General features: G+C 56.8%; 8 protein-coding genes. 4 read left to right on the top strand and 4 right to left on the bottom strand.

Translation table 11 applies throughout. The features are described 5' to 3' along the window. Positions 1-5 precede the first annotated feature (5 nt). Entirely contained in the window at positions 6-395 is a 390-nt protein-coding gene (locus B5F33_RS03095) for a DUF2304 domain-containing protein (protein ID WP_087410335.1), read from the top strand. Between the two features lie 43 nt (positions 396-438). Here B5F33_RS03095 and B5F33_RS03090 read toward each other — a convergent pair whose 3' ends face one another. The 3 genes from B5F33_RS03090 to B5F33_RS03080 all read right to left on the bottom strand — a co-directional run bounded on the left by B5F33_RS03090 (position 439) and on the right by B5F33_RS03080 (position 8,407). Next, positions 439-2,736 carry a C39 family peptidase gene (locus B5F33_RS03090; RefSeq protein WP_239284711.1) on the bottom strand — a complete coding sequence of 766 codons (2,298 nt, stop codon included), beginning with the start codon at positions 2,734-2,736 and terminating at the stop codon, positions 439-441. A 540-nt stretch (positions 2,737-3,276) separates the two neighbouring features. After that, positions 3,277-5,685 (bottom strand): NlpC/P60 family protein, encoded by a 2,409-nt coding sequence (locus B5F33_RS03085; RefSeq protein ID WP_158095294.1) that lies wholly within the window; start codon positions 5,683-5,685, stop codon positions 3,277-3,279. 64 nt (positions 5,686-5,749) lie between these two features. Then, positions 5,750-8,407 carry a hypothetical protein gene (locus B5F33_RS03080; protein ID WP_087410332.1) on the bottom strand — a complete coding sequence of 886 codons (2,658 nt, stop codon included), beginning with the start codon at positions 8,405-8,407 and terminating at the stop codon, positions 5,750-5,752. Between the two features lie 1,546 nt (positions 8,408-9,953). On the opposite strand from B5F33_RS03080, the gene B5F33_RS03075 reads away from it, so the two are divergent. Genes B5F33_RS03075 through B5F33_RS03065 form a run of 3 tightly spaced genes read left to right on the top strand, consistent with a single transcriptional unit; the run spans position 9,954 to position 11,874 of the window. Further along, positions 9,954-10,946, top strand: a complete 993-nt coding sequence (locus B5F33_RS03075) for a type IV toxin-antitoxin system AbiEi family antitoxin domain-containing protein (RefSeq protein WP_087410331.1) — start codon at positions 9,954-9,956, stop codon at positions 10,944-10,946. After that, positions 10,943-11,359 (top strand): nucleotidyl transferase AbiEii/AbiGii toxin family protein, encoded by a 417-nt coding sequence (locus B5F33_RS03070; protein ID WP_087410330.1) that lies wholly within the window; start codon positions 10,943-10,945, stop codon positions 11,357-11,359. Before B5F33_RS03075 ends, B5F33_RS03070 begins: the two co-directional genes overlap by 4 nt. Before the next feature lie 35 nt (positions 11,360-11,394). Further along, entirely contained in the window at positions 11,395-11,874 is a 480-nt protein-coding gene (locus tag B5F33_RS03065) for a hypothetical protein (RefSeq protein WP_343215918.1), read from the top strand. Positions 11,875-12,314: 440 nt separating this feature from the next. Here B5F33_RS03065 and rfbB read toward each other — a convergent pair whose 3' ends face one another. Then, positions 12,315-13,334, bottom strand: coding sequence for a dTDP-glucose 4,6-dehydratase (gene rfbB / locus B5F33_RS03060; protein WP_087410328.1), 1,020 nt, complete (start codon positions 13,332-13,334; stop codon positions 12,315-12,317). Positions 13,335-13,373: the final 39 nt, after the last annotated feature.

The raw sequence follows: 13,373 nt of genomic DNA, 5'->3' as shown, positions 1-13,373 counted from the left end.
CACCCATGTCGCTCACGCTTCGCGTCTTTCTTCTCATTTGCGCCATCATTGTCCTCATGTTCGTGGTGCGCAAAACAAAGAAGTCTCAGATCACGTCTGGCGATTCCATCTTCTGGCTCATCATGAGCCTGGGCTTCGTGGTGCTCTCCATCTTTCCTCAGATTGCTTTTAGCTGCGCGACGTTCCTGGGAATCCAGTCACCATCCAACTTTGTGTTTTTGGTCATCATCGCCCTGCTGCTCATTCGAGAGTTCTCCATCCAATCTGAGCTGTCAGCGCTGCGCACCAAGCTAACAGCGCTCGTGCAGGAAATCGCTATCCGCAATACGCTTGACAACGATTTGCCTTGCACCGATTCGCCCACTTCCGCAAACGAGTCTTCAAAATCGATGTAGCGTAAGGGGAAGGACGGCGAGTGCCCTTCCCCTTACAGGGGGCTTAGCAAATCACGACAGCTTGAGAGCCCCTGCCAACATACAACTGATAGAACCGCGCAGCGTTTATGATCACATAGCCTGATAAAGAGTCGGATATATAGACCGTACCATTCGTACGATTAAAGCCTCGAAGCACAATCGTATGCGAATTGGTAACAGTGAAGTAGGAACGGCCGTTATATTGCTGCCAAGCATACGCCCGTCCAACATTTCCCTGGTACATGGTCGACCAGACTATTACTGGATGACCTGCAGCGACATAGTCATACATCGTTTCAAGCGAGGCATCGGTAATGTCGTATGCACGCAAATTGCTGTGGTTGAGCGTTAAGAATGCATTTGCAGCCGTAGTGATGGCTGGAGCCGAACAACAATTACCCGTAGAGCTATGGGGGTTACCCCAAAATGAGGTAACAAAATCCCAGGAGCTGCGTGGGATGTAGGAGTCAGCCATAGTCGTTTTTGCCAACCCGAATCCGTAATAGTTCAGCACATTCGTCAGCGCAACCGACTCACATCCCGTAGGCAACTCTGGATACTGAAGAAGACACGGTACGTTGAGCAGGGCATATTGAGGCGAATATGGGACGTGCACAAAGGGGCTGTCGGTCGAACCGGGAGCAGTCGCGTCTTTTGCCGTAATTCGGACCTCGAAAGCTTCAAGCCGATACCCGATCGTGCTTGTCCCGGCATCGGCTCCATTCTTTGTCCATCCCAGCCAGCCGTAGTTTTCTACATACGCCCGATACCAAATGTCGAAATATGTAGCAACCTCACCTGTCAGCTGCATGCGTATGGCCTCGACGCGCAACCCTGACCCCGGAAAACCAGCAACTCCGCCGCTTGAAACCGCATCAAGCCAGCCATAGTCCTGGACGTGGGCAGCATACGCTATTCCTCCAGGAATGTTTCCGCTAAGGGACAGCTTGAAAGCATCGAGCCCCCTGGCCTGCCCGGTCGTTCCGCAAAGACCACCGGCGCCTACCCCGCCTTGCCAGCCGAGTCCCATAACGCTTGCCGAGCACGTGATACCAGGAACCTCGATGCATGGCGGCAGGGCGCCGTCCGCAGGCATGTTGGAACCTTTTGGGAGCAGGCGAATCTCGATGGCCTCTGCCCGCTTATTTAGGCCAACGGTTCCAGCGGCCTCACCATTGCACGCCCAGCCAAGCCAACCATAGTCTGCACTGTGCACCCTATAGACGATGTCATATGTAGAAGCGAGATCTCCAGTCAATTCGATTCGGATCGCTTGTATGGCTTTGCCCTGGCCCGTGGTACCCGCAAACGAAGAGGAGCCAACCCAGCCCTGCCATCCAATGTCGGCAACGTGCGCACTCACTCGAACACCAGCGGCGGAATCGCTGGCAATCGAGCCCGCGCCGTCCATCACGACTCGAAGGGCCTCGAGCTGACGCGACTGGCCCGTAACACCCGCAGTCATGCCGTCGGTCACCGGAGACTGCCAACCCACATCGGCGCTATGGGCCTGATATGACAATATGGGGACATCTCCCGTTAGATAGGCATCGCCCTGTCGTTCCGGCGGCTCCGCTCCTTTTGGAACCAACGTGAGTTCTATGGCGCCAAGATATGAAGCCAATCCGGAAGATCCTGCGGATTCGCCAGAGCTCGCCCATCCTAGCCAGCCGGTACCGATTACATAGGCGCGATACCACAGTTCGTATCGAGAGCTGAGGCCACCGTTGAGTTGAAAACGAACGCCTTCAAGGGGAGCGCCCGCAGCCCCAGCATTCGCCGCCTCGCCCGCAATCCAGGATGTTTGCCATCCAGCTCCATACACCTGAGATTGATAGGAAATGAATCCGTCGATAACAGGATTCGTCACCGTAAGCGAAAATGACTGCAGAGGGACATTGCGACCAGCATCCCCAATCATCACGCTTGGAAACGCCTGAGATTGCACGGAGGTTCCATCGATGAATATAGACTGCTGCGAGACCGATTCGGCGGGACCACGATAGGCATCGTCGGTGGAACCGGGAGCAGGCGCATCCACCGGTAGCAGCTGGATTTCAAGAGCCTCGATGGAAAGCCCTCTCCCAGATGTACCAGCAGGTTCGCCATCGCTTGTCCAGCCCATCCATCCGATATCTGAAACATGGACCCTATACCATATGCGATATTTCGCACGTAAAGCATCGTCGAGCTTGACCTGGATGGCCTCGAGGGCAAGCCCGGAACCTGCGTCGCCAAGCGAATCAGACTGCCAAGTAGTCCAACCGAAGTTTTGAACGTGTCCCCGAAGCAAAACGTCGCAGGAATCAGCGCCCTCCAAGGATACCCTTAGGCCATATACAGGAAGAGACCTTCCTGTAGTGCCCGCGATCTGCCCAGACGTCATCTCAGGCTGCCAGCCCAAGCCTTGCACAAATGCCATATAGCGAAGCGATACAGCACCATTCTCCGTCTCGGCAGCAATCCCGTCGGTGTTTGGATTATCCGCAGCAACCGAAGAATCTACGGAGGTAGAAGGACTACACGATTCAGGAACAGCGGCTGCGGGGCCTTCTGCACCCCCACCATGCTCCTCATCTTGTTCCGGCGCAGGAGCAGCCTGACCGGAAGCGTCAGGCGTCGAAGCGCTATCGACTTGTCGGCCATCGACATCGTCAACGGTATTTGTACCAGATTCAAGCTGTTGCGCCACATCTCCCGTCAGGGCTTCAGCCGGGACACCACAACACACACGTGGCATACACGCACCAGCAAGCGCAAGGGCAAGGAATACCCACATCGCCATACGTCTTACTATGGTTGCCATTCGAAAAACGTGGGTATTCCTCACCATTACTTCTCACGACCTCAAATTTCGTGCCTAATCGACATAGGGACGCGCGGCACCAATCACCCGGCCTCGGCTATTAATTGACTGAATGGTCACGCCCTGGCGCGGCCAGGAGTCGATAATGAGCCCTCCACCAAGATAGATGGCGATGTGGCCCGAGTAATAGACGACGTCGCCGCGCTTGATATTGGAAACGCTGACCGGCATGAACGTGTTGTTCCTATACCAGTTCATAGAGTTGTAGGTTTGGGACGGCAGCCAGCGATGGTTGTAGGGGTTGTACCAGCCCATATCCATACCCGTGGCATACAGGCACTGCAACACCAATCCAGAACAATCGACAGCTCCGCCCGGAGCGGTAGACCACGGCTCGATGTACTGCGTTCCTAAATAGTCATACGCACGGCTGATGAACGCGTTGACGCAGTCTTCGCGTGTGGCGTTATAGGGAATCTGAGACGGCGAAACGTAGGTAAACGCTCCGGTGCAGTAGCTGGGAAGCACCACGGTCTGATTGCTGACCTGCGGATACTGTGGTGGGTTTTGCCAACCGATATACCGTAGGTATTCAAAATAGGACCAGCTGGTATCACCGGGAGCGGGTGCCCCCTTACCCGTTACCTTGATCTGAATAGCTTCGACTTGGAAGCCGATCTTTGAGGTGCCCGCATATTGGCCGTTGCAGGTCCACCCAAGCCAGCCATAGCCCTCCACATGGACGCGATACCAGACGTCGAAGTATTTCTGAGCCTCTCCACCTAGCGAGATGGCAACCGCCTCGATCTGATGTCCTTGGCCAGGAACGCCGGTGGAAGCCCCGTTGCTCACCTCGTTCATCCAGCCGACATCGCTTACGTGCGCGCGATACGAAACGGTGCCCGGCACAACGCCTTCGTACGCAATCGTGAGACCTTCAAGAGGCGCCCCGACGCCCGTTGTTCCTGCAACCCCCATATTAGTGACGGGAGACTGCCAAGCACCCTGAGAGTAACCAGCGTAGGACAGCGTAGGCACTTCAAGAAGAGGGGTTGTCGTCGTTCCCGGCGCAGCAGAACCTTTCGAAACGATACGAATCTCAAGAGCTTCGACCGGAATCGAGAGTCCTACAGAACCGACATTTTGGCCGTTGCAAGCCCAGCCAAGCCACCCGATGTTGGAAAGGTGCGCACGGTACCAAATATCATATCGATTTGATAGCTCGCCCGTAAGCTTGAAGTTTGCCGCCTCAACGGGTAGCCCGCGCCCCGTTGTGCCGGCGATAGCCCCGTCTGCCACTGCCGACTGCCAACCGATATTGGAGACATGTGCGGCATAGGTAACAGAGCCGTTTCCGGCAAGCGTCAATTCCGGAAGAGCAAGGGTAAAGGCCTCTAGATGATGAGATTGACCGGTAGAGCCGATAAGAATAGAGGCTCCTTGATCATCCGAGACGCCATTCACCCATCCTACGTCAGCGATATGAGAGCTAAAGGACACGGCGGGCGCGACAAACGGCCGATCGATGCTGCCCGGCGCGGCACTTCCTGCGGGCAATATCTGAATCTGAACAGCCTGCACATCGAGATTGTATCCCGAAGTCCCTGCCATCTCTCCATTGGACGTCCAGCCCAACCAGCCCAACTCGGCGCTATGGACTCGATACCAAATATCAAATGACTCGGCGATGGGACCCGAGAGCCTTACCTGCAACGCCTCCAACGCGTGCGACTGGCCCGTTGTTCCTGCTGTTCCCTCCTGCCAGTCCTGCCAACCAACGCTGCGAACCAGGCCACGGAGTTCGATATGTGAGTCCTCGAATCCATCTGGCAGAGCATTCGCGAACGACACCTTGAGAGCTTCGAGACCCAAGCCCTTCCCCGTCGTTCCAGCAACATCTCCGCTGCCTACCGCCTGCTGCCACCCCAATTCCGAAACATGGGCCTCAACTGCCAGCTTCGGCGCAGGCAACGAGGTTTCCAAAAGGTCGATATCCTCCGACGCTGTCCCGGAATCGGAAGCGGGCTGTTGGGAGCTCTCAAGCCCATCCGCATCAGCCTGGGTGTCATCAGGTCCTAGCACAGCACCTTGATCGGATGAAATGGAGTCCGCAGGCGTCTCGGCCAGCTCACTGGGTAACGTATCCGAGAGCGAATCTCCCTCATCAGTTTGAGGCGTATCGACGTAGGCGTCATGATCAACGGTGACAGTAGACCCCTGATTGCTCTCGGCCATAACCATTGTTGGCATACCGGCCAGCAGCAACCCGGCAGCAAGAACCCCAACGATTCGCCATCTTCGATTTCTCATACCATCCCCCTCACATTCCGATGAAGCTACTTCGTGAAAATCCTCTCCTCTGCAAAACGTCCGACGCAATAAAGGAAAACCAGTGTTCTCCTGTGCAGCAACGTCATCACTGTCGAACAGACCCGTGCTCTCGATGATGCCGTTATAGCACACGAACGTATCCACTCGGTTACGCACGCATCACGACAGACGCATCGACGCCATCCCGCGCAAGGCGCTAGGCATCTGGCGCCGAAGAACCCTTCGGGAGCACCAGCACCTGGAACGCTTCCATGGGTAGCGATTGACCGGTAGTTCCCGCAACCTGGCCGTTACATACCCATTGCTGCCATCCGACGTTTGAAACGTGCGCGCGATACCACACGTCATAAGAGCGAGCGTCCTCGTCGGATAGCTCAATGCATACCGCCTCGACGGCACGCCCCTCCCCGGTTGTGCCAGCGATCTCTCCAGAAGCTCGACGTCCTTGCCATCCAATATCTTCGACGTGAGCCTCGTAGGTAAGAGGACCTGCAAGTTGGGGGGCATTGAGCGTGAACGCCTCGAGCTGCCGAGCTTGACCGGTTGTTCCCACCAGCACGGACGCATCCGATTCCTTGAGCCAACCTATATCCGACACGTGTGCAGAGCCGGAAACGGCAATGTTCGCATCCTCAACCGTTCGAACCGGAACGTATCCATCGTCTGTCAGAGCGTAATAAGTAAGTGAGCGAGCACCATCGTTGAAAATCGCGATATCGAAGTCGGAGCCTGCAAGGACCTCGTCCGAGAACTCCATCAGGTGGCAGGTAGCACCTTCCGGACAAAGTGCCAAGATGTCGGGGTCGGTGTCTTCGGTGATCGGGGACGCGAACCAATCTATGCCGGAGTAGTCCACGCCGCTCTCTGACGACAGCGCCGTTGCCTTATCAATGGCGAACAAACCTCCCGCCATAGCAGGGGTCGCCGAATTAAACGTGCTCGACCCATATCCAGAAAGTACAACATCTGGATTGAAGAACAGGATAAGCTCAGCGGCAATCGAAGAGTCAACGTCGGTGATGCCCATAGAGTCGAGCTGTTGCTGCTTTTCTGGATGAAGGCCCGTGGGCGTATTGGGATGCCCCTTATAGTAATACTCGTAAGCATCACCATAATACAGCTTGGTTATGTCGGCATATGCTTCAAAATCGGTCTCGTTCTGCACATATGTTCCCAGAAGCAGCATGACCTGTTTGCCCGCTGAGGCGGCATCGTCGAAATAGCCGTCGTTGAAGTCGTAGAGCGACACGAACGCATCGACCGTATCGGGCCCGCGCTCCTCGAGCGCGGTAAGCATCGAAGCGATGTTCTTTTGGATCACACCTGGGTTGGATGCGATCTGAGAAGCAAATGCATTGTCATCACCGCTGGTAAACAGATTGGTGCGCGTCATCCACCACTCGGATCCCGGCTCTACCGCAAGCACTGCATACATAGAATCCCAATGATCATGGAAACCGTAATCCGAAGACGCCCGACCGCTCGCATACGCTTCGTCGCGGGCCCGCTCCCAGCTCTGTACGAGCTCATTCTGCTTCGCCTCGGGATCGGCACACGCAAACGCCTCATTGGTAAACAAATAGGTGGCCGAGCCATCGGAGAGCAGCCTGATGGAATAGGAGCCCTGTGGGATACCGTTGGCATAGATCATCGGATGTATGCATGAGCAGGTAATATCGTTTAGATACAAATTGAAATGAGACGAGGGGTCCAAGCGGTACAGGTCACCGATGTAGTCGGCAAAGGCGTCGTAATTGGAACTTGTACGAATGGCCTCATCGGTAAGATAGGGCATGCCATACATACCGGAGGGCAGAGCGTCCCAATCGTAGGCAGACGGACGATCGAGCATGATAATGGATGGAATAGTGCTTCCGTCCGCCGCATTCGAAATGTCCCAATACGACAACGAATAGAGCACCACTGGGAAGGTCGCAGAAAGCGGTGCAAGGTTATATGTCGAGGCGGTCACCCCTACCTCGCTCTGGTACGCTCCAAGCGCCAAGCCATTCGAACGATAGGTAACAGTCACCATGAACGGTCCGTACGTGCCCATATCCACCGTCATGCCATGCGATGCACATTCTGCAAGAGAGCATGTGGATTCGACGCGGCGCGTCTCGACTCCCTTGTAGGACATCGTCGCCACCACAGAAATGTCGGTGACCCCTGACGCCGCAAGCTGCTCGATGAAATCTGGCACCACCAATACGGACGTGCTTTCATCGACCTGCGAGTACGATGTCGCAACAGCATCCGATGAAAGCGCCTCGACAAAGGGGCGCGCACTGTCGCCGGGAGCCGCCGCACCCTTGGGGGCAACGATGACCTCAACCGCCTCGAGCTGACAGGCAAGTCCCGTAGAACCAGCTGGGGCACCGTTACATGCCCATCCAAGCCAACCGAGATTGCTCGCGTGAACCCGATACCACACGTCGTAGGAATCGGCATCGGGACCGGTCAAACGGACTCGCAGCGCCTCCAGAGCAAGCGCCCTTCCCGTTGAACCTGCAAAACCCGTCTGCCAATCCTGCCATCCTATTTGCGAAACATGGCCTGAGAGCTCAAGCGAAGAGCCCTCGCTCAGCCCGCCCACATCGATCTGCACCGCCTCAAGGGCAAGGCCTCGTCCTGTGGTCCCTGCCACCTCACCCGAAGCGACGGAATCCAACCAGCCAAGATTCGCTACATGAGGTCGAACCACGATTTCAGGATTCGCAGCGGTGGGCTGTGCGTCCAGAATCTGGGCACTCACATCATCGGGAACATCCGCGGATTCCTCCAGCGCGAATACAGGCGTCGCGAACGCAGCCATGAGAGCCATGATGACGCCCGCACAGGCTATGCCAAGCATTCGTTTCAATAGGATCAACTCCTCGACGAATATCCGAACCACAACGTCAACTCTAAGAAAACCTCAAACCTAACGGCAAAAACATTACGGTGCAGGCGCACAGCCATGTTCTCCACCTGCGGACGACCCACAATGCCTTGAGGTTGCGGCCGCGGACCTTGGTTCGTCGATACGCCGCCAAGGACGCCTTCGTTGACCGCCCACGCCATGGACTCCCGCGCCCATGAACTCACCAGGACCCACCCGCTTATGCGAGACGCTGTCCGACGCTTCACCGGAGCAATATGCTGCGGCATCGGACAGCAGAAACGCAGAGGCACGTTAGGCTGTACCTCGGCCACTCCCAGCCCAGGAGCACCGTCCGAGATGCTCGTCATCTCATCGGCCGATGCCTGCGCTGGACAAAACGAACAAACAAGCGCCGCGGCCATACCGGCGGCACATGCCCGGCAAGCGGCATGGGTAAGCAACCCCCTCTCTTTCCCTTTGACGATCTAACCACGTCAACTCCCCCTCGGCATTGCATATTCAGCGCCGGCAAGAAGCTTGTCTCTACACGCGTTATAGCATGACCGCCAAGGCGGACTTGTATCAATTCCGGGAGCGTTATCTATGTGCGTCTCGACCGTGCATGCGAAGAGGGCAGCAATAACGAAAGGATCCCGGCGCCGCGAGGGACGCCGGGATCCTTTCTAGTGCTCATATATTCTTCCCGCATCAGTCAGACATTTCGCCCTGCTATCTGAACTCGGCGTTAGACGGGGAGCTACTAGGAGCGCCGCCAGACCAAACCCCTTCATACTGTGCCCATCTACGGGAGACCAGACGCATCCCGGTCATTCGCCTTGATCAAACTTCACCGCTTTCCAACTCCATGCCTCATGGCGCCGTGGAGGGCTCCGGCCGCCCCGCCCACACCCCTCCTTCCGCGCGGGCTACATATCCCGTTCTCGAGTTGCGTACCCTGTTTTCAAATTACGTGCGACTGGCGAAAGTTGCGAGCCCGATTGGGCCACTCCCATCCCGTTTTAAAGGTGAAAGTGCCCGAAACCCTCTATCAACTTTGGGAGCGCGCGCAACTTTGAAATGCAGCACGCAACTTGAACGTAGCGCATGCAACTCGGACAGGGCGTACGCAACTCGGCCACAGGACGCGCAGCTCGGGCACAGGCCGCGTCCCAACCAAAATTAGGGATCCCGTGATCGTAGAGCCACCGAGCTGTCGAAGGTGCTCGCTGCCCTCGCTGCCATGACGATCATCCTGATTCTGCTTCCGAGGAGGAGGCGATCGGACCGTGTGGGGTCGCGCGACAAGGGAACAGCCACCTCTGCAAAGACGGCCGTTCGGCGTGGGCTCACCCACAATGAAAACCTCAAACAGGAGGGCTAAAACCTTCTGCGCGCTACGAGCATGCCCTACAGCGCCCCGTTCGCCGCAGGGTATGCTCGACGCCGCCTCAATTGCGCTTGGTTGATCTCCAGGAAAATCGACGCGTTTCACTCTCGTTATTGCAGGTTTATATATTTATAAGTGTATAATCTTGCTATGAGCAGACGAGGAAACATAGACAAGCTGTACGAACTGGCCTCGGGGCAATGGGGGCTGTTCACTTCGGCTCAAGCCGTGAACATTGGGGTCAGCAGGAACCAACTTGCTCGCATGGCAAATGACGGCAGAATCGAACCCGTCGCATATGGAACATATCGTGTAACCACAGGCGTGGAAACTGCTCATGCGGCCACGAAGGCGGCGTGGCTCTCCCTCTATCCAAAGAAAACCGCATTCGAACGGCTGTCCTCTCAACCGTACGACGCTATAGCAAGCGGACGAACGGCCTCATGCCTCCAGGGCTTTGGAGATTTTTACGAGTCACCCTATTGCTTCGTCGTAGCGGAAGGTAAACGAAGCACTCGAAAAGAACTCGAACTGCTTCATGAACCGGTTGACGAGCAGGACATCGACCTTACATACGGCATCCCCTCCACAACCCCAGAACGAACACTAGCCGACCTGCTGCGTCTCGAGGAAGAGCCCAGCCTCATCGATGATTATCTCGAGCAGGCGGCTTCGTCCGGCCATATATTCGATGAGAAGCGCCTTGCGGTTCTACTTGGCCCGCTTTGCCGCTCGTATGGGTACGAGAACGGCACCGCTTTTGCCGAAAACCTGCTCGGCAAAAGCGCCATTCCGGCGGCACTCAACTCATCCATCGACCAGTTCGTTAGAGTACTTGAGTCTTCATCTGTGCTGCAGGATGCCGTGAGACTGTCTCATATGGTGAACAAATCCGTGCCCGCAGGCTATGAAAAGGCTGTTGCTAGCGCTGCAAAGGCTGTTAAGAGTAGCGGCGTTCACCCTGATGTACTCTCTTCAGTGAATGCCCTCTCCGAGCTGATGAATACAGTCTCCTCGTTCATCAATCAAAATGCCCTACAAAATACCGTAGCAAGCATTATCGCCGGCATCAACGCTGCGGAGAATGCTGCCCCGGTTCAAAAGAACCCATCCGACAAACAACCTGGAGGAACGGAAGGATGAGCGAACGAGGCTATTCGAGTGCGCAAGCTTTGGAGCAGGCCGTTAAAGCTGCGGCGCGAAGAACCCCTAGAGACACCGGGAGGGAAATCGCGGGGTTCTATAGAGACAGGCTGCTCTGCAGGATTTTCAGCGAGCCTCATCCCAGATTCGTTCTGAAGGGAGGCCAGAGCCAGCTTGCCAGAAGGGCCGATGCGCGAGAAACGAAGGACATCGATTTGGTCGACGTCGCTGTCGAAATCGATCAAGCTCTTGAAGACCTAAAAGAACTTGCCTCAATCGATCTTCACGATTTCATTGACTTTCGGTTTTACAGGGCGTGCGCCATTCCGGTTTCTCAAGAATATAGGACAGGCATGAGAGTTGAGTTCATCCCCGTCCTTGGAAAACGAAGCACCTCAGCGCCATCGGGATAGACCTTGTTGTAGACCAGACCCCTCCGGATGAATTCGTGCTGGTATCCCCCGCCAGCAGACTCGACATCGCTGGGCTTACCACATATGACTATGCGCTACAAACCATCGAGGAGAGAATAGCGGATAAGGTCTGCGCAATGATGCAGGTCTATGACGGCATCCCCTCATCGCGCGTAAAAGATCTGGTTGATTTGGTCATTTCTAAACTAACCGATACGGTTGATGCCGACGCGCTGTTGAAGAAGATCGGTCGAGAAGTGACGTTGCGCCATATGGAACGCATTAATGCGATTCGCGTCCCGTCGGATTGGAAGACAACAAAAGCGGCCTCCTACAAGAAGGAGGCCCAAGGGGCTCAGATACCGACCGAACTTGCCGATGTCACCGAATCAGAAACCGCAGTAGCGTCATGGCTGAATCCTGTTCTACACGGCGAGTTGGCAGGCATGCAATGGAATCCTCATTCCCAATGCTGGGCAAACGCGAAACGTTCGAAAGAAACAGCTTCGAACTAGAAATGCAGAAGAACGGCTCTATGCTACAGCGACATTCGGCCTGCGAAGTCCCTCAATAGATATCGAACATATGTTTTTTCTTGCAGGTACATGCACTATAATGTAGATACGCGAACGGGCGGTGCCCTCCGAGTCCAACGGGGTAGATGGAGGGATCCCATGAAAGAGCTCACGCAGCTGCTGCTCTCGGCGGCTGTCCTGGTAGCGCTGGTTCTGTTGGCCTACGAGCTGCTCCTCGGCTAGGCCGGGGGCGGGTGATGCTCGACGCATATGGGAACAGCCGCCTTTCGTGGAGACGGCTGTTCGGCGTGGGCATCACCCACAAAAACTAATGTCTCACAGGAGGGCTTAAAACCTTCTGCTCGCTACGAGTATACCCCAAGCGGCGCCCCCGTTCGCCGTAGGGTATGCTCGGCCGGATAACCAACAGAAAGACCTGCCTATTGCAGCTGGGCGGCGTACTTCTTCTCGGTAGCCTCCTTGGCGGGACGCCACCAGGACTCGTGGTCGCGGTACCATGCGATGGTCTGCTCCAGGCCGGAGGCGAAGTCGGTGTGCGTCGGCTCCCAGCCGAGCTCGCGGCGGAGCTTCGTCGGGTCGATGGCGTAGCGCCGGTCGTGGCCCGGGCGGTCGCGCACCCAGTCGAAGTCGTCCTCAGGCCTGCCCATCGCGCGCAGGATGGCGCGCAGCACGTCGATGTTCGACCTCTCGCCGTCGGCCCCGACGAGGTAGGTCTCCCCGATGCGGCCCCTCGTGAGGACGGCCCACACGGCGGAGCTGTGGTCGTCGGTGTGGATCCAGTCGCGGACGTTCCGGCCGTCGCCGTAGAGCTTGGGGCGTCGCCCGTCGAGGATGTTGGTGACCTGCCGGGGTATGAACTTCTCCACGTGCTGGTAGGGGCCGTAGTTGTTGGAGCAGTTCGATATCGTGGCCCGCACGCCGTAGGTGCGGTGCCAGGCGCGCACCAGCATGTCGGAGCTGGCCTTGGTCGAGCTGTACGGGCTCGAGGGGCGGTACGGCGTCTCCTCGGTGAAGCGCGCGGGGTCGTCGAGCGCGAGGTCCCCGTAGACCTCGTCGGTCGAGACGTGGTGATAGCGCGCGCCGTGCCTGCGGCAGGCCTCGATGAGGGTGAAGGTGCCCTCCACGTTGGTCCTCACGAAGGGCGCGGGGTCGGCGATCGAGTTGTCGTTGTGGGACTCCGCGGCGTAGTGCACGACGGCGTCGGCCGAGGACACGAGCCGGTCCACCAGCGCCGCGTCGCAGACGTCGCCCACCACGAGCTCGACCCTGTCGGCGGGAAGCCCCGCGATGTTCTCGGGGTTGCCGGCGTAGGTCAGCTTGTCGAGCACCGTCACGTGAACATCCGGTTGCTCCCGCAACACCCAGCGCACGAAGTTGCTGCCGATGAAGCCGCAGCCGCCGGTGACGACGATGTTCTTCGGCTCAAAAACGTCTGGCATCGTTTCCCCATTCTTCTCGGCCAGGCTCCATTCGCTATT

It is taken from the genome of Collinsella sp. An2 (genome assembly GCF_002160065.1).
Lineage (GTDB): Bacteria > Actinomycetota > Coriobacteriia > Coriobacteriales > Coriobacteriaceae > Limicola.
Note: the sequence above shows the minus strand (reverse complement) of the source record. Positions and strands in the feature narration are given on the sequence as shown.